At 62.2% G+C, this 23,604-nt stretch carries 18 protein-coding genes, 1 tRNA gene and 1 pseudogene; 8 read left to right on the top strand and 12 right to left on the bottom strand.

Annotation, left to right across the window (positions count from 1 at the left end; translation table 11 throughout):
* Positions 1-11: 11 nt before the first annotated feature.
* Positions 12-464: a MarR family transcriptional regulator gene (locus MESS4_RS17970; RefSeq protein ID WP_006333648.1), complete on the bottom strand. Its 453-nt coding sequence runs from the start codon at positions 462-464 to the stop codon at positions 12-14.
* Between the two features lie 47 nt (positions 465-511).
* Between MESS4_RS17970 and MESS4_RS17965 the strand changes: the two genes are divergently transcribed.
* Positions 512-1,423, top strand: a complete 912-nt coding sequence (locus MESS4_RS17965; protein WP_006333646.1) for an alpha/beta hydrolase — start codon at positions 512-514, stop codon at positions 1,421-1,423.
* A gap of 2 nt (positions 1,424-1,425) precedes the next feature.
* Here MESS4_RS17965 and MESS4_RS17960 read toward each other — a convergent pair whose 3' ends face one another.
* A complete protein-coding gene (locus tag MESS4_RS17960; RefSeq protein WP_006333644.1) occupies positions 1,426-1,830 on the bottom strand; it encodes a rhodanese-like domain-containing protein in 405 nt (134 codons plus the stop codon).
* Between the two features lie 323 nt (positions 1,831-2,153).
* Between MESS4_RS17960 and MESS4_RS17955 the strand changes: the two genes are divergently transcribed.
* Complete coding sequence (locus MESS4_RS17955) at positions 2,154-4,097, top strand: murein L,D-transpeptidase (protein ID WP_006333643.1); 1,944 nt, start codon at positions 2,154-2,156, stop codon at positions 4,095-4,097.
* 104 nt (positions 4,098-4,201) lie between these two features.
* Here the strand turns inward: MESS4_RS17955 and MESS4_RS17950 are convergent, their stop codons facing one another.
* Positions 4,202-4,672, bottom strand: coding sequence for a hypothetical protein (locus MESS4_RS17950; RefSeq protein WP_006333642.1), 471 nt, complete (start codon positions 4,670-4,672; stop codon positions 4,202-4,204).
* Positions 4,673-4,770: 98 nt separating this feature from the next.
* Complete coding sequence (locus MESS4_RS17945) at positions 4,771-5,025, bottom strand: PepSY domain-containing protein (RefSeq protein WP_006333640.1); 255 nt, start codon at positions 5,023-5,025, stop codon at positions 4,771-4,773.
* A 421-nt stretch (positions 5,026-5,446) separates the two neighbouring features.
* Here MESS4_RS17945 and MESS4_RS17940 point away from each other — a divergent pair, with 421 nt between their 5' ends.
* Both MESS4_RS17940 and MESS4_RS17935 read left to right on the top strand, forming a co-directional pair.
* Positions 5,447-7,258: an adenylate/guanylate cyclase domain-containing protein gene (locus tag MESS4_RS17940; RefSeq protein WP_006333639.1), complete on the top strand. Its 1,812-nt coding sequence runs from the start codon at positions 5,447-5,449 to the stop codon at positions 7,256-7,258.
* 83 nt (positions 7,259-7,341) lie between these two features.
* Complete coding sequence (locus MESS4_RS17935; protein WP_006333638.1) at positions 7,342-11,577, top strand: cytochrome P450; 4,236 nt, start codon at positions 7,342-7,344, stop codon at positions 11,575-11,577.
* A 29-nt stretch (positions 11,578-11,606) separates the two neighbouring features.
* Here MESS4_RS17935 and MESS4_RS17930 read toward each other — a convergent pair whose 3' ends face one another.
* The 3 genes from MESS4_RS17930 to MESS4_RS17920 all read right to left on the bottom strand — a co-directional run bounded on the left by MESS4_RS17930 (position 11,607) and on the right by MESS4_RS17920 (position 13,678).
* Positions 11,607-12,449: a Crp/Fnr family transcriptional regulator gene (locus MESS4_RS17930; protein ID WP_244441155.1), complete on the bottom strand. Its 843-nt coding sequence runs from the start codon at positions 12,447-12,449 to the stop codon at positions 11,607-11,609.
* A 344-nt stretch (positions 12,450-12,793) separates the two neighbouring features.
* Positions 12,794-12,868, bottom strand: a tRNA-Val gene (locus MESS4_RS17925).
* A gap of 126 nt (positions 12,869-12,994) precedes the next feature.
* Entirely contained in the window at positions 12,995-13,678 is a 684-nt protein-coding gene (locus MESS4_RS17920; RefSeq protein ID WP_006333635.1) for a phosphoglycolate phosphatase, read from the bottom strand.
* A 163-nt stretch (positions 13,679-13,841) separates the two neighbouring features.
* On the opposite strand from MESS4_RS17920, the gene rpiA reads away from it, so the two are divergent.
* The 3 genes from rpiA (at position 13,842) to gor (ending at position 16,648) form a co-directional block, all read left to right on the top strand.
* Positions 13,842-14,573, top strand: coding sequence for a ribose-5-phosphate isomerase RpiA (rpiA, locus tag MESS4_RS17915; protein WP_006333634.1), 732 nt, complete (start codon positions 13,842-13,844; stop codon positions 14,571-14,573).
* Positions 14,560-15,138: a DUF2059 domain-containing protein gene (locus MESS4_RS17910; protein WP_036241538.1), complete on the top strand. Its 579-nt coding sequence runs from the start codon at positions 14,560-14,562 to the stop codon at positions 15,136-15,138. The genes rpiA and MESS4_RS17910 overlap by 14 nt, the downstream gene beginning before the upstream one ends.
* A gap of 121 nt (positions 15,139-15,259) precedes the next feature.
* A complete protein-coding gene (gene gor, locus MESS4_RS17905; protein WP_006333631.1) occupies positions 15,260-16,648 on the top strand; it encodes a glutathione-disulfide reductase in 1,389 nt (462 codons plus the stop codon).
* 56 nt (positions 16,649-16,704) lie between these two features.
* On the opposite strand, the pseudogene MESS4_RS17900 reads toward gor, so the two are convergent.
* The 5 genes and pseudogenes from MESS4_RS17900 to MESS4_RS17880 all read right to left on the bottom strand — a co-directional run.
* Positions 16,705-17,308: pseudogene (locus MESS4_RS17900) on the bottom strand (magnesium transporter); the annotation flags it as partial.
* Positions 17,265-17,507, bottom strand: coding sequence for a hypothetical protein (locus tag MESS4_RS34600; RefSeq protein ID WP_006333625.1), 243 nt, complete (start codon positions 17,505-17,507; stop codon positions 17,265-17,267). The pseudogene MESS4_RS17900 and the gene MESS4_RS34600, both read right to left, overlap by 44 nt.
* Before the next feature lie 287 nt (positions 17,508-17,794).
* The gene (locus tag MESS4_RS17890; RefSeq protein WP_006333620.1) at positions 17,795-19,681 is read right to left on the bottom strand and encodes an ABC transporter ATP-binding protein/permease; all 1,887 of its coding nucleotides are present in this window, start codon (positions 19,679-19,681) and stop codon (positions 17,795-17,797) included.
* Positions 19,682-20,215: 534 nt separating this feature from the next.
* Positions 20,216-20,896, bottom strand: a complete 681-nt coding sequence (locus MESS4_RS17885; RefSeq protein ID WP_006333618.1) for a DsbA family protein — start codon at positions 20,894-20,896, stop codon at positions 20,216-20,218.
* A 21-nt stretch (positions 20,897-20,917) separates the two neighbouring features.
* Positions 20,918-22,738, bottom strand: coding sequence for an extracellular solute-binding protein (locus MESS4_RS17880; protein ID WP_006333616.1), 1,821 nt, complete (start codon positions 22,736-22,738; stop codon positions 20,918-20,920).
* A 233-nt stretch (positions 22,739-22,971) separates the two neighbouring features.
* Here MESS4_RS17880 and MESS4_RS17875 point away from each other — a divergent pair, with 233 nt between their 5' ends.
* On the top strand, positions 22,972-23,601 hold the full coding sequence (locus MESS4_RS17875; RefSeq protein ID WP_006333615.1) for an invasion associated locus B family protein: 630 nt from the start codon (positions 22,972-22,974) through the stop codon (positions 23,599-23,601).
* The last annotated feature ends 3 nt before the right edge of the window (positions 23,602-23,604 follow it).

Genomic DNA, 23,604 nt, shown 5'->3' with positions numbered 1-23,604 from the left:
GATCGAACCAATCACGCCTCCTTCAGCACCTCATAGATCTTGCGCATCTGCTCGCCGATCATGTCGCATTGCTCCGGCGTCGACTGGCTCATCGCCTTCTCGATCAGCGCCATGTGAACCTTCAGCGCCTGCATCAGCAGGGCCTCGCCGGCCTGGGTGAGGGTCAGCCGCAGCACCCGCTTGTCCTTCTCGTCGCCTTCGCGGCGCAGCAGGCCTCGGGTCTCGAGTTGCGGCAAGAGCATGGTGACGTTGGAGCGGCCGACCAGCAGCCGCCTGGCGAGATCGTGCTGCGACATGCCAGGGTGGCGGTAAAGGTTCATCAGCACATCGAGCTGCGCCGGCTTCAGGTCCAGCGGCGCGAGCTTCACCGCCAGCGTGCGTTCCAGCACATGACAGGCGCGCGCCACCGCCACCCAGTTGCGAAAACGTGGGTTGTCCCAGGGCAGCTCTTGCTTAATGTTCATGTTTGAACTATTATGTTCATGCTTGAACGAATGGATGGATCGCCACTATGGCATCATTTGGACTGAAGGTCATCCGGGGCGTATTTGGCGCCGCCGAACATGTGGCTCCCCGCCTTACCGGGCGCGCGGCGTTTGAATTGTTCTGCCGCACGCCGAACGCCAGGGCTTTGAGCGATGGGGAGCGCCGCGCCGTTGATCGCGCCGCCGCGTTCATGGCCGAGGCCCGCCACCATCGGCTGAAGACCGCAAAGGGCTGCGTCATGGTGCATGAATTCCGGCCCGAGCCGGGCAGGGCGGTTCAAGGCACCGTGCTTGTCATCCACGGCTGGCGCTCACGCACCGAATATATGCGCGCGCTGATCGAGGGCTATCGCGATGCCGGTTATAGGGTTGTCTCGCTCGACCTGCCGGGCCACGGCCAGTCGCAGGGCCGCCGGCTGACACTGGTCAGCGCGGTCGATGCCGCGCGGCTCGCCGGTGAATGGTTCGGCCCGTTCGCAGCGGTTGTCGGTCATTCCTTCGGCGGCGCCGTCGCCGCCAACGCCATCGCCGGATCGGTCAAGAACATCCAGCCGCTGGCGGCCGAGCGGCTGGTGCTCATCGCGGCGCCGAGTTCCTTGCCGGCGATCTTCACCGATTTCAGCCGCATGCTCAATGTCGGCCCGCGTTCGCAGGCCGCCATGGCCGACAGGGTCGAACACATCGCCGGCCGGCCGCTGCATGAATTCACCGGCGACCGCCAGCTTGCCAGCAGGCCGGTGCCGACGCTGGTCATCCATGCGCCGGACGATCGCGAAGTATCGGCCGACCATGCAAGGCTTTACGCGGACGCGGGCGACCATGTCCGGCTCCATTGGGCAGACGGGCTCGGCCACCGCCGCATCCTCGCCGACAAGGCCGTGGTCGAACGCGCCATCGGCTTCGTCGACGGCCACCGGGAGCCGGTTTCGCTGCATTGACGCTAAATATCTAGTTGCTTTTTCTGGCCGGCTTCGACCGGCAGTCCGGCCGCCTTCCACGCGGTATAGCCGCCAAGGATATGCTTCACCGGTGACGGACCCATATCCTGCGCCGTCTTGGTGGCGAGCGCCGAACGCCAGCCGCCGGCGCAGAAGAAGACAAAGCTCTTTCCCGAGGCAAAGAACGGCTTGTGATAGGGGCTCTCGGGGTCGATCCAGAATTCCAGCATGCCGCGGGTGACATGCCTGGCGCCGGGAATCCTGCCGTCCCGCTCAACCTCGCGCGGGTCGCGCGGATCGACGAAGATCGTGCCTTCGTCGTCGAGCAGCCCCGCCGCTTCCTCCGGCGAAACCACCTCGATCTCGGCATTGGCCTCGTCGAGCAGTTCGCGATATCCCTTTTTCACCGGCTCACCCTCCCGACCGCATTTTGCTGGTCGCCTGGATTTGCAGCATAACGTCAGGCCTTTGTCACGCCACGTCGGCCATCGCCAACGCCTGATGCTCGCCATGGCGGCGCCATCCTCCAACCGGAGCGCGATGAACACGCTCCTGGCGTCACGATGTTGTGAAACTGTTCTGCAACAGGATCGCCGAAATTTATGGAAGCTTAACGAAATCGGTATGAATCGGTATAGTCGCGCCTTACATCCGTCATACGATGGGCGGGACCGTCAAGCGGTGCGAAACGGGCAGAACGGGAACCGGTTGCAGCCGGAGCGGGTGATCCATGAAATTCCTCGGAAACAAAGCAACCGTGATGCCGCTCGTGGCGGCCGCGGCAATGCTGGCTTTCGGCGCACCGCAGGCAAACGCGCAAGGGCTTTTCGAGATGCTTTTCGGCGGCGGCATCAAGCGCGCGCCGCAAGGTGACTTCCCCCCGCCACCGTCCAAGAACAGGCCGAAATACAAGGCGAAGCCAAAGGCGCCAGTGGTTTCTCGCAGTGTCGGCAACAATCGCGGCGGCGGGGCCGTCCAGATCAGCAGCCCGTCCTACTATACCTATAAAAGCGATCCGCTCGTGCGTGTCGACTTCGCGGCACTGGTGGCAACACCTGAGCCGGCAATGCCCGAGCCGGCAAAGCCGCAGGATGCCGCGTTCCAGCCATCCTCCGCCACCAACGCTGCCTTCCACGAGGCGATTGCCGGGCTCGACGGCTATGAACTCTTTGCCGAGAAAGACATCGCCAAGGCGCTCGTTGCCTATTATTCAGCCAACCCGGACTTTATCTGGGTGACGGGAACCAGCGCCAACAGCCGCGCCCAGGATGCGGTGCGGGTGCTGGGCGAGGCGGCGAGCTACGGACTCACGCCCGCCGACTATACGGTTGAAGTGCCTGCCGCCAGCCCATCGGCGGGCGACGCCGATGCGTTGCTGAAGGAGCTTGTCCGCTTCGAGATGGCGCTGTCGGCGCGCGTCCTGCGCTACGTTCGTGACGCGCAAAGCGGCCGTGTCGATCCCAATCGCATGACTGGCTACTATGATTTCCCGGCCAAGCCGCTCGACATGGAGAGTGTGCTGAAAACGTTGGCGCACACCCAGCAGGTGCGCACCTATCTCGAATCGCGCCATCCGCAGAACGCCGAGTACCAGGCGCTGCGCGTCGAACTGGAATCGCTGCAGGCCAGCGCCGAAGACGAAATCGTCGTCGATCCCAAATTGCTGCTGAACCCGGGGCAGAGCAGCCCCGAACTGCCGAAGCTGCTGACCAAGATCGCGCGCAATCTCGATGATGAGATGGGCGGCGCCTATGGCGAGACCCTGGCCAGGCTAGCCACCAGCGAGGACTATGTTCCGGAGCTGGTGCCGGTCATCAAGGCGGTGCAGAAGAAAGCCGGAATGAAGGGCGACGGCGTCATCGGGCCGCGTACCGTCGCGGCATTGGTGGGAGCCTCGAAGGCCGACAAGATCCAGAAAGTGCAGGTCGCGCTGGAAGAGTTGCGCTGGCTGCCCTCCGATCTCGGCAGTCCGCGCGTCTTCATCAATCAGCCGGCCTTCACGGCGAGCTATATCGACAATGGCGAAGAGAAGCTGAAGACCCGCGCCGTCATCGGCAGGACGACGAACCAGACTGCTTTCTTCTACGACCGCATCAAGCAGGTCGACTTCCACCCCTATTGGGGCGTGCCGCAATCGATTCTCGTCAACGAAATGCTGCCCCGGCTGCGCCGGGATCCGGGCTATCTCGACCGTGCCGGCTATGAAGTGTTCAATGCGCGCGGCAAGCGCATTCCCTCATCCTCGGTCAATTGGGGTGGTTATGGCGCAAACATACCTTACAGCGTGCGTCAGCTGCCGAGCGAGGCCAATGCGCTGGGCGAACTGAAGATCCTGTTCCCCAACAAGCACGCGATCTACATGCACGACACGCCGCAGAAATCGTTCTTCCAGCGAGACATGCGCGCGCTCAGCCATGGCTGTGTCCGCCTGCAGGATCCGCGCGGCATGGCGGCGGCGGTGCTCGGCACTTCGGTCGACTACATAGCTGAGAAGCTGAAGCGCGGACGTTCGACCGAGGACGTGACACGCACCATTCCGGTCTATGTCGCCTATTTCACCGCCTGGCCGGACATGGCCGGCAATGTCGAATATTTCAACGACGTCTACGACCGCGACACGCGGCTGCGGCAGGCGATCGACAGCACGGAAGCGGTGCGCTCGCCGGCAAGCTGAAAGTAGCGCGTCGCGTTTGAACGGATTCATGCGACGCGCTTCAAGTTCTTGTTTTTATGCATGTCGTTATCGCAAAACCGCTGCGCACTTTTGCGCGACATGCATTAAAGCTGATAGAGCGGGCGGCGGAAGCCGGCTTCGGGACCGGCGATCAGCCAGTAGATCAGGCCAGCGACGAGACCGGCGGCGGCGATGATGCCGATATCGGCCCAGCGCTCGGGGCTCATGTCCTCCGGCGCGCTCGGCCAGACGAGGGCGAAGCCGCCGACCGCGGCCGCGGCGCCAAAGAACATATGCAGCCAGAAATTGCGCAGCGAAAAGAATTCGGCGATCAGCGCGAAGATCAATGTTTGCAGGCCGGTCAGTATGATCGTCAGGAAATAGATGAACATGCCGAGCGGCGGCACGACCAGCGCCACGATGGGCGTGACCCCCATGAAACCGAAATAGTCCGGCGCGTTGGGCAGCGAACTCAATGCGGCGTAGATGGCCACCACTGCAATCAGCGCGACCAGCACCGCAACAAAATAGCCGGCAAGCATCATCAAGACGCGTTTCAATACGTGCTTCGCCATGCCCACCCCCGTGCAGCGCAGTGCCAACGCCGCAGTCAGCCATCAAAGACGGATGGACGCAAGGGGAGGCGGAAGGGCCGGTGGCTTGAGGTGTGCTTCTATTTCGGTTCGGCCGTGACCGGATCGTAGGTGATTTCGACTTTCGCCTTGTCGGTCGTGTAGTAGGTGACGGTGTAGGCGCCGCTGTCCCAATCGACCTCTTCCACATAGCGAAAATCGTTGCGCTGCTCGACCTTGGCGATGATTTCCGACAGCTTCTTGGCATTCGGCGGCGGCAACGGTCCGTCGGCGGCAAAGGCGGATCCTCCGATGAAGAGAACGGCGACACCTGTCGCCAAAACAAGTCTGGACATGGCTATCCCTCACAATTCGATGAGCAGAAACTCGTTTCCAGGCAGGTTTGTTCCACCTCCTAAAAGTGCAGCTGTTCCGTTGTGCCAGCATTGTTTGCATCGTCCATCGGAGGCCGTCGCAAGCTCCGTGAACGACTGCGCCTGGAATCGATGAAAGTCGTTTTATTTCAATGCGTAAGGGCGAAGACTCCACCGGCAATTCTTGAACAACCGGCAGTTAGGCATGGACGATGCCGCAGCATGCGGTCTATTAGCTGATCGTGGTAGAGATTTTGCGAAGACCCTGTTAGGGTTCGTGACAAGACAGGGCGACATCGGCGCGTTGCACCTGCCAGGGATCTTCTTCCAGCAAAGCGGCGAAATATTCAGAGGCAGGTAGTCGCCTGCGCTGGCGCAGACCAGAAAAGACCGGGGCTCAGACATGGCTGAACGGAACTACACCCGTCAGCTTGCGACAATCATTTCTATCGATGCCGTCGGATTCTCGCGGCTGATGGGTCTTGACGATGAATCGGCTGTCGCCGCGTTCGAGGAACGGCGCGACATCATCGCCGACAGTTGCAGCACCTTTGGCGGCCGCACCTTCGGCGATGCCGGCGACAGCATCATGGCCGAATTCGGCAATCCGATCGAGGCGCTGCGGGCGGCGTTCGATTTTCAGGGCCGCATTGTCACGCTCAATTCATCGGTCGATGAAGCCATGAGCATGCCCTTTCGCGTCGGCATCAACACCGGTGACGTCATCGTTCGCGAAGGCCGGCTCTACGGCGACGACGTCAACATCGCCGCCAGGATCCAGGAGTTCGCGCCGCGCGATGGTCTTGCCGTCTCGGAAACGACCTGGCACCACGTGAAGGACAAGACAGCGGCCGAGTTCATCGATCTTGGCGAATTCATGCTGAAGAACATCGCGCTGCCGGTGCGCGTTCTGATCGCGGGGCGCATCGGCAACGGGTCGTCGCCCGCGGCATTCGTCGCGGCCATGCCTCCAGTCAATGGTCAGCACAAGCAGTCGCCCAAAGGTCCGCCCGCCATCGCGGTGCTGCCGTTCCAGGGCGATGGAGGCGAACGCGATGTCGGCTACATGGCGGACGGCATCGCCGAAGACATCATCTACGGCCTTTCGAACACAAGATGGCTCTCGGTGATCGCCAAGAGCTCCAGTTTCCAGTTTCGCGATGACACTCTGGGGACGCGGGTGATCGGCAATGCCCTCGGTGCGCGCTACATCGTCAGCGGCACATTGATGCGCAACGGTGGACAGATCCGCCTCAACACCTCGCTTGCAGACACGTCGAACGGGCGATTGGTGTGGTCGCAGCGCTTCGATCGCGACCTCGTCGACATCTTCAGTCTGCGCGACCAGATCGGCGCGGAGATCGTCTCGATCCTCGACAAGGAGGTCGACCGCGCCGAGCAGGTGCGCACCTTCCAGGTGCCGTGGGAAAGCCTGGAAACCTGGCAGCTGGTGCGACGCGGCCGCTGGCACATGAACAGGCGCACGCGCGGCGATACTGAAATCGCCCTGGACTTCTTCGAAAAGGCTTACCGGGAGGATCCCAATTCGAGTGCCGTGCTGAACGAACTGGCATGGTGGTATTTCTGGCGTGCCTGGCTGCGTTTCGGCGACAATGACGATCTGAACAAGGTCGAGCAATATGCGCGCAAGGCGCTGCTGATGGATAGCCTGGATGCACGCCCGCATGCCCATCTTGGCGCCGTCGACATCATGCGGGGAGAGCCGCGGGCCGCGGTCGAGCACCTGGAGCAAGCCATCCACATCAATCCGAGCTTTGCCTTCGCGCGCTCGGCCATGGGCAGTGCCCGCCTTTTGCTCGGCGATGCCGTCGGCGCAATACCGTTCTTTCTCGATACCGAGCGACTGAGCCCTTTCGACCTCTATCGGTTCCACAATCTGGGGGAATTGGCGGCGGCCTATGCCTTCGCCGAAGACTGGCCGTCGGCGATCGCCACCGCTGACCGCTCGCTCAACCTGTCGCCAGGCTATTTCTACGCCAGGTTCCTGAAGATCGGCGCCTTGATGCGCAGCGGCCGCGAGGAAGAGGGCAAGCGGGAAATGGCCGTTTTCGCGACCAGGCATCCGGATTTCTCGGAGCAGCGGGTACGCTGGATACCTTTCGCCGACAAGGCGGCGAATGAATTCCTCATCGGCAATTTCGAAATGGCCAGGGCCAACAACACGATCGAAGCGGGCGAACACCAACAACTGTGAGGGAATTCACATACGCGCAACCGCTGCGAACCTAGGCCAGAGGTTGCCGGTATCGCAATAATTTGGACAGCCGGGGGGCTTGAATGCGCATGTTCCGAATCAAGTATTTCGATGCCGTCCGCGAGGCCCGGGAAAACCAGCGTCCGCTGCCGGAATTGCCGCCATTCGACCTCGGACGGCTGCGTTCCAACGGTCTTGCGGCGCGCATAGCAGGCTTCCTCTTCAATGATCCTCGCTGGGCGCTGGCGCTGCTGCGCCGGTTCTGGCCGAACCTTGCCTTCGGCAATTTCCTGCTCGTTACCAGGAATGCCGACGTTCGCGACATATTGGAGCGCGGTGACGAGTTCCAGACCCCCTATGGACCCGAGATGACCGAACTGGCTCGCGGGTCGAACTTCATCCTCGGCATGCAGGACGGTGCCGACTATCGCCGCATGAAGTCGTCGGTGCTCAGCGCTTTCCCGCCGGCCGAGGTCGAGGCCGCCGTCAGGCCGATCGCCGCACGCCATTCCAGGGAAATCATGAGCCGCGCCAGTCCTGGCTTCGATGCCATCTCCGGACTGATGAAGATCGTGCCGGTGCACATCTGCCGCGATTATTTCGGTCTCGAGATCGACGATGAATCCGAATTCGCCGACTGGGCAATAGCCTTGAGCGCGCTGTTTTTTTCGGATCCAACGGCAAACCCCACCACGCGCGAGCTTGCCGTGGTCGCCGGCGACCGGCTGATCAAGGTCATAGACCGCTCCATCGACGCGATCAGGCAGAAGGGCGCGACTGCCGAGCAGCCGCTGCCAAGACTTGTCGCCCTTCTCGATCAGGGCAAGCTGTCGCTGCCCGACATCCATTCGATCATGCTCGGCATGATCGCTGGCTTTGTTCCGACCAATGTGCTGGCCGGCGGCAATTGCCTCGACGTGATCCTGTCCCGGCCCGACGCCCGGCAGGCCATCGATGCGGCGCTCGCCAAGGACGACACCGGCAAGCTTGATCGGGCAATCCTTGAAACCATGCGCTTCAAGCCGATCTGGGTCGGCCCGTGGCGCTACACGTCGCGCGACACCACGATCGCCAAGGGCACGCGCCGCGAACGCCTGGTGAAGGCGGGAACGGTGGTCATGCCCGCAACGCTGTCGGCGATGTTCGACGCTGAAGCCGTGCAAAACCCGAACGAGTTCGACACCTCGCGCCCGCAACGCGACTACATGGTGTTCGGCCACGGCATTCATCTGTGCATCGGTGCCGAGATCGCCAGGGTCCAGATCGGCGAAAGCCTGCGCGCCCTGTTCCAGCAGCAGGGCGTACGCCGCGCGCGCGGCAGGGCCGGGCGCATGAGCAGCGTTGGCGCCTATCCGGAAAGCCTCAAGATCGACTTCGATCGGCCGGCGCTTTGCCGCACCGTCGACCATTCGATGGTGACGGTGGTCTGCCCGATCACCCGCGGTGCGCCGCTGGATACCATTCGCGACCGGGTCGCGGCGCTCGGCAATCCGGCCAATGAAGAGATCCGCGCCGCGCTCGACATTGCCGGGACCATTCATTTCACCAGCCTGGCCGTTGCCGGCACCGGCGAGACCGATGACGCGTCAGGTCTTGAAAAAGGCGCTCTGGTTCTCGAAGTCTCCGGCGACGGCAGCAGCGATGAGGTCATCGACGCCGTCTCGCAAGCCATCGGTCACCGGCTGCGACCGATTTTCAAAGACGTCCGCGGCTTGCCCGATGGCGGCTCGCTGAGCGACTTCCTCCGCAAGCACAATGTCGAGATATCGCCATCTTTCGGCAGCAATGCCGGGCTGGTGTTTTCCGGCACGCCGGGACATTCGGTCCGCCGCATCCTGGCCGAAGCCGAACTCGCCGACACCATCCGCGACATCGTCGAACAGCCGCGCGATGGCAATGGCGATGCCGCCGCCGTGCTCACTGAGGCCCGCCGGCATGTCCAGTCGCTCGGCAAGTTCGGCTGGGCGTTTCAGCCGACCGAAAGCCTGCTCGAAAGGCCACCGGGAAAATGGTGGCAGGCCGTTACCACCACCCTGCTGGCGCCGACCGTGCTAGTCACCGTCGCGCTGCTGGTTCTTGCCTGCTGGCGCATGACCTACGTGCTGGTGTTCGGCGACCCTGACGGCCTCAACTTCACCAACCTCGCCATATCAGGCACGGCACTTCTGTTGGCCGTGCTCGGACTGCTGGCGATAGCGATCGCGGTGATCGGCCTGTGCTTCATGGCCTTGCGGCGTATCGAAGACATCGATCGCCCTCACAACACGCCTGTCGACCTCGACGCGCTGGACAAGATCATCGTCCACGAGGACCGCACTGCCCAGAACCATTTGACGGCGATCTCGACGATGAAGGTCGGAACCTTGCGGCGGCTTGCGCTCAGGCTTTCCTTCTACCTGATCTCGATCTCGGCGCAGAAGGTGTTCAAGCCGGGCTTCCTCGCCACCATCAACACCATCCATTTCGCCCGCTGGGTGCTGCTGCCGGGCACCAACAGGCTGATGTTCCTTTCCAACTATGGCGGCAGCTGGGAGAGCTATCTCGAGGATTTCATCGCCAAGTCCGCAGCCGGGCTTACCGGTGTATGGAGCAACACCGAAGGTTACCCGCGCACGCGCTGGCTCTTCCTCGACGGCGCGCGCGATGGCGACCGCTTCAAGCGCTGGGCACGGCGCCAGCAGGTGCCGACGCTGTTCTGGTATTCAGCCTATCCGGCCCTCAACACGATCCGCATCCGCGCCAACTCCAGGATCCGGCGCGGCATCGCTTCGGCAACCGGCAACCAGGCGCGCGACTGGCTGAGCCTGTTCGGCTCCTTGCCGCGCCCGCAGGCGAGGAAGGCGGAAGCGACAGGCCTGTTCACATCCGCGCCGGCACCGGTCGAGCAGCTGGAAACCGGCGAGATCCAGTCCGTCTTCTTCGGCCCGTTCGGTTCGCTCGGCCATGCCCATATGCTGGCGATAGCCGTGCCGGACACACTTTCCCGGATCAGGTGCAAGGCGTGGCTGGAGTTCATCGTCGCACAAACGAGCTTCGGCGACGGCGCGCCGGCAGAGCGGGCAATGACGGTGGCGTTCGGGCCCGACGGCCTTCGCCGCCTGGGCCTGGACGGTGGCGTCGACGACGATCCGCTCGATACGTTTCCGGTCGCCTTTCGCCATGGCATGGGCAATCCCGAGCGCAGCCGCATCCTCGACGATGTCGGTGACAGCGTGCCCGACAAATGGCGGTGGGGCTCGCCACGGAAACCGGTGGATGCGGTCATTGTCTGCTATGCCGAAAGCGCGGAGATGCTGGCGGCCGAAATCGCCGCCCTGAAGCGAAAGACGACGGGCGCGGGAATGAAACTCGTCGCCGAACTGCCGCTTGCGGTGAAGCGCGAGGGCAAGCGCGCGGTGGAGCATTTCGGCTTCGTCGACGGTGTTTCGCAACCGATCGTCAGGGGCACGGCGCGCGCCAATGCCGGCGCGGCACCGATGCATCTGGTCGCGCCGGGCGAGTTCCTGTTCGGCTATCGCGACGAGCACGGCTTCTATCCGGCTTCGCCGTCCGTCCGGGCCTCGCAGGACCGGTCCGGCATCCTGTCGTCGGTGCGCCGCAACCGGCAGATCGCGGGCATGCCACCGCCGCCGCACGATTTCGGCCGCAACGGCTCCTTCCTTGTCGTGCGCCAGTTCGAGCAGCACGTCGACATATTCGACGATTACTGCAAGGCCGCGGCCATGCAGGCGGCAAGCGAAACCGGCAACCCCGCCATCACGCCGCGCTGGGTCGCCGCCAAGATGCTTGGCCGCTGGCCGGACGGCAGCTCGCTGGTGCGCAATCCCGACGGCCGCGCCGGCCGCCCGGCCGACAATGATTTTGCCTTTGGCGCCGAGGACCCACAGGGGCATCGCTGCCCGCTTGGCGCCCATGTCCGGCGGTCGAATCCCCGCGATTCGCTGGGCGAAGACCGCGAGACGCAAATCAGGATCGGCAAGCGACACCGCATCATCCGGGTCGGCCGCACCTATCTGACGCCGGACAAGAAGGGCGGAAAGGTCGAGAAGGGCCTGCTCTTCATGTGCCTCAACGCCGACATCGAGCGTCAGTATGAATTCATGCAGCAGACCTGGGTGTCATCCACTTCGTTCCAGGGGCTGGTCGCCGAAAAGGATCCGACCATCGGCTCGCGCGACGGCAGCGGCAGGTTCACCATCCCGTCCTGGGAAGGCGTCACCGTGCTGAAGGGGATACCGCAATTCGTCACCACAAGGGGAGGGGGTTATTTCTTCATGCCTGGCAAGTCTTCGCTGCGCTACCTGATTTCGCGGCTCTGATTCGAGGACGCATCCCCGAATCGCCGTCCTCAGTCGTCGTCTTGCGTGTCGGCGATATGGCGGAGCGCCCTGGCGTCGGTGATGCGCAGGCCGCCGCGCTTGATGGCGATGATCTGCCGGCTGCGCCAGTCGTTGAGCGTCTTGTTGACCGACTCGCGCGTGGCGCCAAGGAACTCGCCCAGTTCGGACTGCGAGATCGGTATCCAGCCTGCGCCGTCGGCTATGACGCCGCTCAGAAAGACAAGTCGTTTTGCCAGCCTCGCCTCGATGCCGAAAAACGCCTGATCCCCGAGTTCGCCGCTGACCCAGCGCAGCCGCGCGCATAAAAGTTCGATCATGGCGCGCGCCAGGGATGGGTTTTTCTCCATCCGATCAAACAGTTGGGTTCGGCTGAGCGAAACCAGCTCGCAGGCAGTGAGACAGATGGCGGTGGCCGTGCGTGGGCGTCCGTCAAGTACCCCTATCTCTCCGACCAGGCTGCGCGACAGCTCAATATTGGCAACCAGCTTCTGGCCGCCAGGCGAATAGATCGAGATTTCCACCGTGCCCTTCATCACACCGTAGATGCGGTCGGCGGCATCTTCCTGGACGAACAAATGCTGGCCGGCGGCGTAGCGTTCGAGTTTGCAACCGCTGAACAGCAGGTCGAACTGGCGCGGATCGATCCGCGCCAGGCGCGGCAGATCATTTCTGTCGTTCGCGCCAGCAAAAGCCATGTCGATGCCCCAATTTCCGCAACCGCTAAAGTTTACGGCAAGAGCGGACCGCGTCAAAGCCCGGTGTTCATCCATGTCGCGGCTCCTTCCAAAGGCATGGGATCGGACACCGGAGCGTCCGGTATCCGATCCGCCTGCGTTGAAGGCCGCCCGCACGCGCGGCGGGAGGAGCCAACGCGCGCAGACGGCAACTGTGAAATGCCTAGGTGATCAAAAACCCCGCCAAAAATCCCCGCCTTGGGCCGGTTGCTTTCCGGACCACGAAATTTTGTTCCGTACGGCCAATCGAAACGCCGGCCGACCCGAGCTATGTTTGCGCGAAACCTGCCGACGGTCTGTGAAGGGCGTTACATAGCTTACTTGCAGCAGACCATGCCGATGCCGCTCCGGCTAGCACTCACATGGATGCAGACACGAACCGGAGCCCTGTCGGCTAGGCTGGCAGCGAAATTCAGTGAATGTCGTGAAGACCGGTCATCTAACCATTTCTGGAGATTAGATGGTGGGCGATGCAGGGATTGAACCTGCGACCCCACCCGTGTGAAGGGTGTGCTCTCCCGCTGAGCTAATCGCCCGCTCGTTGCCCGAAGGCCAAGCGAGCCGCGATATAAGGGAGGCCGGCCCGCGAAGTCAAGGCAATGTCCGGCGCTCCGGCGAAGAGCGAATGCAACCTGCGTGGGGACGCCCTGCCGCCCTCGCGGTCAGTGTGCCGCAGCTGTAATCAGCCGTTCCGCCAGGTCCAGCGTCAAAGCGTCGAAATGCGAGATCACCGCCGACGGTTCGAATTCGCGCACATGGCGGTCGGTGTAGCCGAAATCGACCGCGACCACCGGAATGCCGGCGGCTTTCGCCGTATCGATGTCGGTCTGCGAATCGCCGACCATCAGCGCCCGGTTCGGGTTGCCGCCGGCGAGAGCGATGGTCTGTGTGAGATGGCGCGGGTCGGGCTTGCGGAATGCGAACGTGTCCTGGCCGCAAATCGCGGCAAAATGTCTTGCGAGGCCGAGCGCCTCGACCAGCGCCACCGAGTTGGCCTCGTATTTGTTGGTGCAGATGGCCAGGAGATAGCCGGCATTCTCGAACCGGGCGATTGCCTCGACGACACCGGGGTAGGGGCGCGACTTGCCGGGGATGTTGTCGGTGTAGTGATCGAGGAACAGTTTCAGCAAGCGGTCATGCTCGTCCACCGCGAGCGATCTTCGCTGCGCGGCATGGGCACGCTCGATCATCACCCGGCCGCCATGGCCGACGAAGCGCTTGAAGCCGGCCTCGTCGACAGCCGCAAGTTCACTGGCGGCGAGACTGTGGTTCAGGCTGTCGAGCAGATCCGGCGCCGTGTCGATCAGCGTCCCGTCGAGGTCGAACACGATGATCGGTCGAGTCATGGCCTGTCCTGTGACGATTGCGTTGCCGCAGGCGATAACCCCTGCGATCCAATCAGGCAAGCCGGCCAGGCAAGCTGGCTTGGCCAGTCCACAGCCAAGGTCTTTGACCGGGCTGGCAAAAATGTTAGGAGCGCGCAAACAAAAACGGGGCGCGACAAGCGGCATGGATGCGAGGCAATTGAAGGTCGAGGCAGCGCGGGCAGCGCTTGCCCATGTCAGCGACGGCATGCGGCTCGGTATCGGTACCGGCACTACGGCCGAGGAGTTCGTGCGGCTGCTCGCCGAAAAGGTCGCCACCGGCTTCACGATCGTCGGCGTGCCGACTTCGGAGCGCACCGCCATCCTTTGCCGCGAGCTTGGCGTGCCGCTGTCGGACCTGGAGGAAACGCCCGAACTCGACCTCACCGTCGACGGCGCCGACGAGATCGACCCGGCGCTGACATTGATCAAGGGCGGCGGCGGCGCGCTGCTGCGCGAGAAGATCGTCGCGGCGGCATCCCAGCGCATGATCGTCATTGCCGACCGTTCGAAGATGGTCGAGACGCTCGGCCGTTTTCCACTGCCCATCGAAGTCAATCAATTCGGCCTGCGTGCCACCGAAATCGCGGTCGGCGCGGCGGCCAAAGGGCTTGGCCTTTCCGGTCCGGTCACATTGAGGATGACGGGGAGCCAGCCTTTTGTTACAGACGGCGGCCATTTTATCCTCGATGCATCTTTTGGCCGCATTCCGGATACAAGAGCGCTTTCGAATGCTCTCCACGCCATTCCAGGCGTGGTCGAGCATGGTCTTTTCATCGGGCTGGCGTCAGCGGCCATCATCGCCGGCGGCGACGGCATCCAAACCGTCCATGCCGCCCGAAAACCAGGGAGTTCTACCGATCATGATGTTGCATAACCGGGTTCGCCGTCTTTCCGCCATTGTCGCGGCTTCGGCCGTCTTGGCGTTTTCCGCGCCGGCGTTTTCGCAGGACGTCACCGACGCGCATTTGAAAGCCGCGCGCGCAGCGGTCACGGCGATCCACGCGACGGACCCGTTCGACAACATCCTGCCGCAGGCGGCTGCCGCCCTCGAGCAGCAGCTTATCCAGAAGAACCCGGACATGCAGGAACTGATCGGCAAGACGATCAACGAAAAGGCAATGGCGCTGGCCTCGCGCCGCGCCGACCTGGAGAAGGAAGCGGCCCTTGCCTATGCCAAGGTGTTTTCCGAAAAGGAACTCAACGACATCGCCGCCTTCTACAGTTCGGAGTCCGGCAAGAAGCTGCTCGACAGCGGCCCGGCCGTGACGCGTGATCTGGTCAAGGCCGCCGACATCTGGCAGAACGGCCTCGCCCGCGATCTCGCCCAGCAGGTTGGCGAAACGCTGGCCGCGGCGGCGAAAGCCAAGGCGACGGCGGCGCCCGCGGATGCTGCTGCTCCAGCCGATGGTGCCGCCCCAGCAGACGGTACGCAGAACTGATCGTATTTTTCGGGGCGCAATAGCCGCCACTGGACCAGAAAGCCCGGCCTTGTCCGGGCTTTTCTTTTGGTGCTTTGCGGCCTACCTGTGGCTCGAACTTTTCTATCTTCAGGAGCAAACCATGGCCGGTTACGACTACGATCTTTTCGTCATCGGCGGCGGCTCCGGCGGGGTGAGGGCGGCGCGTGTGGCGGCGGCGCTCGGCAAGCGCGTCGGCATTGCCGAGGAATACCGGTATGGCGGCACCTGCGTCATCCGCGGCTGCGTGCCGAAGAAGCTTTATGTCTATGCCTCGCAATTTCCCGAACATTTCGAGGATGCCGCCGGCTATGGCTGGACGGTGCCGCGGGCGACTTTCGACTGGCCAACCCTGGTCGCCAACAAGGACCGTGAGATCAGCCGGCTGGAGGCCATCTACAAGAAGAATGTGCAAGGCGCCGGCGGCGAGACGTTCCAGTCGCGCGCCATGCTGGTCGACCCGCATGTGGTGCATCTTCTCGGCGAGGACCGCACCGTCACGGCCGACCAGATTCTGATCGCCACCGGCGGTCGCCCGGCGCCGCATCCGGCTCTGCCCGGCCACGAGCATTGCATCTTTTCCAATGAAGCCTTCGACCTCAAGGAATTGCCGAAGGCGATCATGATCGAGGGCGGCGGTTACATCGCCGTCGAATTCGCCAACATCTTTCACGGCCTCGGCGTCGAAACCACGCTGGTCTACCGCGGCAGGGAGATCCTCTCCCGCTTCGACATGGACCTCAGGCGCATGCTGCATGAGACGATGGAAAAGAAGGGGATAAGGATCCTCTGCCATGCCGTGTCGGAATGGGTCCGCAAGCGGTCGGACGGCAGGCTTGACGCGCTTGTCACCGGCGGCAAGGTGTTGACGGTCGATCAGGTCATGCTCGCCATCGGCCGCATTCCCAACACCGAAAACATCGGCCTTGAAGGCGTCGGCATCGAATTGACCAAGACCGGCGCGATCAATGTCGACCCATATTCGCGCACCAACATCGACAACATCTGGGCGATCGGAGACGTCACCAACCGCGTGCAATTGACGCCGGTGGCGATCCACGAGGCGATGTGCTTCGTCGAGACCGTCTTCAAGGGCAATCCGACCGCGCCCGACCATGATACGATCGCCACCGCGGTCTTCTCGCAGCCGGAGATCGGCACGGTCGGGCTGTCGGAGGACGAAGCGACAAAGCGCTTTTTTGACATTGAAATCTACCGCGCCACATTCCGGCCGATGCGGCACACGCTGTCGGGCCGTGACGAAAAGATGCTGATGAAGCTGGTGGTCGACGGCGCGTCGAAAAAGGTGCTTGGCGCCCATATACTCGGGCCGGACGCCGGCGAGATGGCGCAGCTTCTCGGCATTCCGATCAAGGCCGGCCTTACCAAGGACGATTTCGACCGCACCATGGCCGTGCACCCGACCGCGGCGGAAGAGCTCGTCACCATGTACAAGCCGGCCTACCGGGTGAAAGACGGCGCGCGCGTCTGACGCGACAAGAACCCATCGCGGCAACGAGATTGCCGCGATGGAGATGCGTGAGTTTTTTACAGCAGCGTCCCGCGCAGGATCACCAGCGCCACCGAAAAATAGATCACCAATCCGGTGACATCGACCAGCGTGGCAACGAACGGCGCCGAGGCGCTTGCCGGATCGAAGCCGACCCGTTTCAGGGCAAACGGCAGCATCGATCCTGACAGCGAGCCCAAGGTGACGATGCCGACCAGTGCCGCACCGACCGTCGCGGCGATCAGCGGCCAGTGCGGACCGTAGTCGTAGAAGCCCAGATACTGCCAGAGCGCGATGCGGCAGATGCCGACGACGCCGAGGATCGATCCGAGCACCAGGCCGGTCGGCAATTCGCGCAGGGCGACCCGCCACCAGTCGCCAAGGCCGATCTCGCGCAACGCCAGCGCCCGGATGACGAGCGATGTCGCCTGCGAGCCGGAATTGCCGCCGGAACTCATGATCAGCGGGATGAACTTTTTCGAGTTCGCCCTCGTAGCTCTGCATGGCGTTGGCGGTCAGCATCTCGCTGATGAACGGCGCGCACAGCCAGCCGGCGCGTTTCTGGATCATGGCGAGAAAGCTCATTTTCATGTAGGGCTCATCGAGAGCCTCCATGCCGCCGAAACGATGCACGTCCTCGGTCGTTTAGCTCGGACGCACCGTCGAGCGGCTGGTCGAAAATCTCGACCAGCCGCTCGAACGGCACTTCACAAAGCAACTCCGTCGCTGTTTCGCGAGGTTTCTGGTTCAGGGCCTCGACAATGTCGGCGACGTGATCGTTTGCAAGGATACGGGCGATCGCGACGGCATCGTCGCCCGCTACGGGGAAAAATTCGTTCATGGCTCACTCCTTGCCGTCCGGCAGGACGTGAACCGTTCAGGTCACGTCCAGGCGGACGGCGGTTGCGTTCGACTGTGACTGTCGCCAGGCATGGCGCGGTGACCTTTCTGCTCGCGGGTTTCGAATTCTATTCTGCAAGCCGGCGCAACATAGGAGCGCTTCTTGCCGAGTCAATCGCAATGAGGGCTGAAAATGGCAGCGAACGGGCCAGATCGCGAGTGATCGCTACCCGATGGGGCTGGACCGATGCCGGGCACCGGCAATGCCGTCACGCCATGGTCTCGGTGCTATCTCTGCTTCAGGCGGCGGGAGAAACGCAGCCATTTGTCCTCGACCGGCGTTGGCTGTGCGAGGATGGTGGTGAGTTCCCGAGGCAGGCTCGGAACCAGCGGCTTCTTGGTCGCAATGCCATCCGTGATCGAGACCACGCTGTGGTAGAATTCGGCGCCTGAAAGCGATCTTGGCGGCACGGCCTCGTGCATGACGCTGATGACCGTCACATCGGGGCAATTGTCCTTGATCGCCTGATGGAAGGCGATCTTTCCGTCGGGATCGAGCGCGCCGGTCGCTTCGTCGAGGAACAGCAGTCCCGGCTGCTGCAGCACGATGCGGGCGACAACCAGCTTCTGCTTCTGGCCGCCGGAGAGAACCTGATCCCAGATCTTCCCCTCGCGGCTTTCGTCGGCCATGTGTTCGATGAAGTCGCCAAGGCCTGCCCTGTGCAGTGCCGATGCGACCTGCGCGTCGGAGTGATCGTGCTCGGAGCCGGGCAGGCAGACCAGCTGCTTCAGCGAGACCTGCTGCAGCTTGACCTCCTGGGCGGCATAGAAACTCCTGACACCCTCCGGGAAGACGATGGTGCCGCGGCCATAAGGCCAAAGCCCATTGATCGCCTTGATCAGCGAGGTCTTGCCGCAACCGGATTCGCCCTTCAGGAACGTCCATTCGCCGCGCCGGAAGCGAAGGTTGGCGGCGCTGAGGAACGGCGTCGCGTCTTCCCCCTGATGGGCCAGTTCGAGCTTCTGGATAGTCAGGCCGAAGACCGGGTTCTGACTGGCATAGCGGAAATCGGAATGGCCGGTCTGCCGGTAGAATTCCTGCGGGTGCTGGACGTCTTCAATGGCGTTTGCAAGCTCGGTCACACGCTGGCTGTTGGCCCTGAGCGCCGCGATGGCAGGCATGACATGAATGAACCACGAACATTGACTGATCAGCGAGTTGACCATCTCGGAGCCGGTTATATAGCCCTTGAGATCGAAGCCGTTGTGGATGAAGGGCACGAGGCCCGGCCCATAGGCGACGATGCGGGCGCCGATGAAATTGTAGACCAGCTCGAACGAATTGTAGCTGGTGTTGACGATGTTCAGCCGCGCCCAGGTACGGTCGATGTCGACATAGCGCTGACTGTGCATCGTCCTTTGCACATCCTCGCCCTGCGATGCGGCGACATGGAAGCTGCGGCGCAGAAAAGTGGTCAGCTCGCCGCGATAGCTGCCTTCGGCCTGCTGCATCCTGACGTTGAGCCGTTCCAGCAGTTTGCCCAGTTTGACCGCGATCCAGGTGTTCAGCGGCACATAGGTGGCGACCGCCAGAAACGCGAGGACGGCGCTGCCGTAGCTGCCGAGGAACTCCAGCCCCTGGACCTCCGCCGAGTTTTCAAGCAGTTTCTGGCCGACGAAATAGAGCGAGGTGGCGACGGCCAGAACGCCCATGGCGAGGCCTATGGCGCCGCCGGTCATGTCCTTGATCGATTCCTGGATGCGCTGATCGATGTTGTCGGGAGCGGCGGAGCCGGACGAACCATGCTGGGCATGGAAATGCGTATGATTGGCGTCGAGCAGCGCTTCGTTGAACTGGCAGTCCAGCCAGCCGCGCCATTTGCGATGCAGCGTTGTGGAAACCAGGGTGCGGATGCCGGTAAAGCCTGCGTCCTTGAGCACAACCAGAAGGACAAGTATGCCGGCGTTGGTCAGCAGCGATTGAAGCGGCGTGGTGTTTGCGGCATCGTGGAAAAAGGCGATCGAGTTGACCAGTTCGCCGGATGCTTCGGCGAACCAGACGCCGGCCTTGCTGGAGAGCGCGGTGAGCAACGCTATGACCAGCGTCAGCGTCCAGGCTTCCTTCCAGCGCTCCGAGAACCAGTAGGCCCGCATCAGCCCCCAGAAGCTGCGCATGGAGGACACCGGCGTCAGGGGCGCCTGTCTTTCGACATCGCGAAGCCATTTTTCCGATATTGAGTGTCGCTCTGGTCTACCGACCCGAATCACAATCCCGCCCAAACCTTTTTTAGTTTTGTTACGAACAGTAACACCAATTGATCATTTTCTATTAATTTTCTCCGGGCTGCAGTGGATTGAGGCTACGGTCGTTGCCGTGATGCAACAGATTACGAGACTGCAACGTCGTGTGATCAATGGTCAGAAGACTGATTATCCTTATAATTTCAAAGAGTTGCTAATTGCCACGCAGAAGAGTAGGCGTCTTACCTAGGGGAAGCTTCACACACGGTTTCGTGAACGTCATCATCTACTCGAAGAACCAAGGACTCCCGCTTCGGGCTGACGAAAACAGCTGAAAATGGCTTCGGATGATTCGGCTTTCCCTCGCGTCATCGCTTGTGCTGACGCCTAGACGTGACCGGAAAAGCATTGCCGCGCTCTGTCAAAAGCGGTTCTTCGTCAGCAGAGCCAAGGCGACGGTGAAGTAGCTCAGTCGACCTTTTCCAACTCGCCCCGCGCCTTGGCCGCTGCCACCTGGCGAATTGCGTCGGTGAGCGTATCGGCGTCCTGCGCGCCCATCACGGCATATTTGCCTTCAAGCAGGAAGCACGGCACGCCCGTGATGCCCATGCGCGAAGCAGTAGTGATTTCGGTCCGCACCGCTTCGACATCGGCGTCCGTCGGCAAGAGCGTTTCGACCACGGACGCATCCATGCCAGCCTCGCGAGCGGCTTCGATCAGCACGGTATGATCGCCGAGATTGGCGCCTTCCTCGAAATTCAACTGGAACAGGCGGCGCACCAGCCGGTTCTGCACGGCTTCGCCGGCGGCACCCGCCCAACGGATCAGGCGATGGGCGTCGAGCGTGTTGGGCGCGACCTTGATGGCGTCGAAGGCGAAGGAAATCCCTTCCGATTCGCCCAGAGGCTCGATACGGGCATGGATATCGCGGATGCGCTGTTCGCTGCCGAACTTGGCCATCATGTATTCGCGGCGATCCTTGCCTTCGGGCGGGATGGTCGGATCGAGCTGGAATGGCCGCCAGCTTATATGCACCTCGACATCGCTTGCATTAGTGACCGCCCTGTCCAGCCGCTTCTGGCCGATGAAACACCATGGGCAGACGACGTCGGACACCACGTCGACCGTGATGAAGCTGTCGGCACTCATGGTCGTCTCCTTGGTTTTGCGTCAGTTGGGCTTCCGCCACCAGGTCGGCAGCTGATAGCCGAATATGGGGGTCTTTTCGGGATGTTCCAGATAGGCCCAGTAAGCGAGCCATTGCTGCGTGTTGTATTGCATCGGCACCATGTAGTTGCCTGAGATCAGCAGCCGGTCGAGAACGCGGACGGCAGCGACATAGTCTTCCTTGGTCCGAGCATTCAGCATCGCGTTGATCGCAGCGTCGACGGCAGGATCGGCGACGCCGGCGAGGTTGAACGACCCTTCGGCCTTGGCGGCGGCGGATCCCCAGCGTCCGGTCTGCTCGATGCCGGGCGACAGCGAATTGTTGAAACCGCTCGAGCCGACCAGCATCTCGAAATCGAAACGCTGCTTGCGCGACTGGATCTGGTCGCCGTCGAGGCCGCGGATGGTCATATCGATGCCGATCTTCTCCAGCGTGCGCTGGTAGATGGCGGCGAGGCGTTCTTCGTCCTGCGACGCCGTCAGCATCTCGAAGCCGAAAGGTTTCCCCTCGGGATCGAGCATGGTCCCGTCCTGCACGGTGTAGCCCGCGCCCTTCAACATGTCGAAGGCGACCTTCAGCACCTTGCGGTCCTGGCCCGAACCGTCGGTGACGGGCGGCCGGTAGGTGCCGTCCATGACATCAGCCGGCACGCGGCCGGGGAAGGGCGCCAGAAGCGCCTTTTCCCGATCGTCGGCCGGGTGGCCGAGCGCGGAAAGCTCCGAGTTCTGCCAGTAGCTCATGGTGCGCGTGTATTTGCCGCCGAACAGGTTCTTGTTGGCCCATTCGAAGTCGTAGAGCATGCCGAGCGCGCGCCGGACGACGGGGTTGGAAAACTTCGGCAGCCGCGTGTTGAACAGGAAGCCGTTGACAACAGGCGGAATGCCCGTATCGAAGGTCTCGGCGACCACCTCACCCTTGTGGAAGGCCGGGAAGTCGAGATCGCGCTCGCGCCTGACCGGATCGCTGTCGTCGTCAATGGCGCAAATGCCTTTCTTGAACGCCTCCTGCTTGGCGTTGGCGTTGAGGAAATATTCGATGGTGATCTGGTCGTAATTGTCGAAGCCACGCTTGGACGGGATGTCCTTGCCCCAATAATTCGGGTTGCGCTTGAAGACGATGCGCTGGCCAGGGGATACCTGTGACACCGTGTAGGGACCGCTGCCGATCAACGGCTTCAACGTGGTTCTGTCAAAAGTCTCCTTGTTGAAAGCATGCTTGGGAAGAATTGGCGTCAGCGCGATAATCAATGGGGTCTCGCGGTTGGCCTCATCATTAAAGGTGAAGCGCACGCTGTGATCGCCCGTCTTTTCGAGTTTGGCGATCATCTTCATACGGGCGCTGTAGGGTGGTCGGCCCTTGTCGGTGAAAACATCATAGGTGAACAGCACGTCCTCCGGCGTCACCGGCTGGCCGTCCGACCATTTTGCCTTGGGATCGAGATGGAACTCGATGCTCTTGCGCTCCGGGTCCATGTCGGCGCTGCTAGCGAGCAAGCCGTAGAGGCTGAAAGGCTCGTCATAGTTGCGCTGCATCAACGGTTCGAAGACCAGATTGCCGTAGACCGTGTCGATCATGCCGCGCGCGGTCGTGCGCAGGCTTTTCAGGATGAACGGGTTGAGATTGTCGAAGGTGCCGACGACGCAATAGGTGATGCTGCCGCCTTTCGGCGCATCGGGATTGACGTAATTGAAATGCGTGTAGTCGGCCCGCAGCGCCGGCTCGCCCTGCATGGCGATCGCATGTTTCGGCTCGGAGAGAGCCGGCTGGAGCGAAAGGGCGACAAACGAGATCGCGGCGATCAGCCAAACAAGAACGCGGCCCATGACCGTCTCCTTACCGGGTCGGCTTGATGATTCGGAGCGCACCCTAGCATGAGGCGGCCGCGCGACGGCCAATCGCGTCTTCAAGAATTGCGGTTACCGGGCTGGATTCGGCATCGCTTGCAGTGTAACACGCCGTCCAAAGTCATTCTGTTGCCTCATTTCGGCAACAGGTAGCTGGACCACACGGCGCGAAGAAGCCGGTTCCCGGGATCATTTGAGAGGAAGTGCACGACATGACGAGCCTGAACAGCAACGCATACCGCCTTTCGGCCATGGCCGCTGGCGTGGTCGGCTTTCTGGTCGCCGGGCTTCCTTCTGCTTCCGCGCAGCAGCAACAGCAGATTCCGCAAGGCTGGTTCAAGGCCTGCACCAAGCAGGAAGACGTCGACATCTGCAATGTCCAGAACATTACCACCGCCGGCAACGGCCAGCTCATCACCGGTGTCAGCCTGATCGAGTTGAAGGGCAAGGTGAACCGCAAGGTGTTCCAGGTCACGGTTCCGACCGGCCGCCTGGTTCCTCCCGGCATCGGTCTCCAGATCGACACCGGCAAGGCGCAGAAGCTCGACTACGTAATCTGCTTCCCCGACCGCTGCGTGGCGGAAGTGCCGTTGACCGACCAGCTCGTGGCCTCCTTCAAGAAGGGCTCGAACCTGACGCTCACCTCGGTCAATTTCCAGAATCAGCCGAACCCGATCAAGATCGCGCTGACCGGCTTCAGCGGCGCCTTCGATGGCCCGCCGCTGCAGCAGTCGGACATCGAGGATCGGCAGAAGAAGCTTCAGGATTTCGTCGCCAAGAACAACCAGGACTTCGCCAAGAAGCTCAAGGAAGAGCAGGACAAGGCCAAGACCGCCAACTGATGT

This window comes from Mesorhizobium sp. STM 4661 (assembly GCF_000359125.1).
Lineage (GTDB): Bacteria > Pseudomonadota > Alphaproteobacteria > Rhizobiales > Rhizobiaceae > Mesorhizobium.
The sequence above is the reverse complement of the archived record's forward strand: the minus strand, read 5'-3'. Positions and strand labels throughout refer to the sequence as shown.

What these genes read in the sequence shown, in the direction of transcription:
- MESS4_RS17970 (WP_006333648.1), bottom strand. Translation starts at nt 464, where the DNA reads ATGAACATTAAGCAAGAGCTGCCCTGGGACAACCCACGTTTTCGCAAC.
- MESS4_RS17910 (WP_036241538.1), top strand. Translation starts at nt 14,560, where the DNA reads ATGATGTTGCATAACCGGGTTCGCCGTCTTTCCGCCATTGTCGCGGCT.
- MESS4_RS17955 (WP_006333643.1), top strand. Translation starts at nt 2,154, where the DNA reads ATGAAATTCCTCGGAAACAAAGCAACCGTGATGCCGCTCGTGGCGGCC.
- MESS4_RS17950 (WP_006333642.1), bottom strand. Translation starts at nt 4,672, where the DNA reads ATGGCGAAGCACGTATTGAAACGCGTCTTGATGATGCTTGCCGGCTAT.
- MESS4_RS17920 (WP_006333635.1), bottom strand. Translation starts at nt 13,678, where the DNA reads ATGACTCGACCGATCATCGTGTTCGACCTCGACGGGACGCTGATCGAC.
- rpiA (WP_006333634.1), top strand. Translation starts at nt 13,842, where the DNA reads ATGGATGCGAGGCAATTGAAGGTCGAGGCAGCGCGGGCAGCGCTTGCC.
- MESS4_RS17890 (WP_006333620.1), bottom strand. Translation starts at nt 19,681, where the DNA reads ATGCGCAGCTTCTGGGGGCTGATGCGGGCCTACTGGTTCTCGGAGCGC.
- MESS4_RS17965 (WP_006333646.1), top strand. Translation starts at nt 512, where the DNA reads ATGGCATCATTTGGACTGAAGGTCATCCGGGGCGTATTTGGCGCCGCC.
- MESS4_RS34600 (WP_006333625.1), bottom strand. Translation starts at nt 17,507, where the DNA reads ATGAACGAATTTTTCCCCGTAGCGGGCGACGATGCCGTCGCGATCGCC.
- MESS4_RS17935 (WP_006333638.1), top strand. Translation starts at nt 7,342, where the DNA reads ATGCGCATGTTCCGAATCAAGTATTTCGATGCCGTCCGCGAGGCCCGG.
- MESS4_RS17880 (WP_006333616.1), bottom strand. Translation starts at nt 22,738, where the DNA reads ATGGGCCGCGTTCTTGTTTGGCTGATCGCCGCGATCTCGTTTGTCGCC.
- MESS4_RS17945 (WP_006333640.1), bottom strand. Translation starts at nt 5,025, where the DNA reads ATGTCCAGACTTGTTTTGGCGACAGGTGTCGCCGTTCTCTTCATCGGA.
- gor (WP_006333631.1), top strand. Translation starts at nt 15,260, where the DNA reads ATGGCCGGTTACGACTACGATCTTTTCGTCATCGGCGGCGGCTCCGGC.
- MESS4_RS17940 (WP_006333639.1), top strand. Translation starts at nt 5,447, where the DNA reads ATGGCTGAACGGAACTACACCCGTCAGCTTGCGACAATCATTTCTATC.
- MESS4_RS17885 (WP_006333618.1), bottom strand. Translation starts at nt 20,896, where the DNA reads ATGAGTGCCGACAGCTTCATCACGGTCGACGTGGTGTCCGACGTCGTC.
- MESS4_RS17875 (WP_006333615.1), top strand. Translation starts at nt 22,972, where the DNA reads ATGACGAGCCTGAACAGCAACGCATACCGCCTTTCGGCCATGGCCGCT.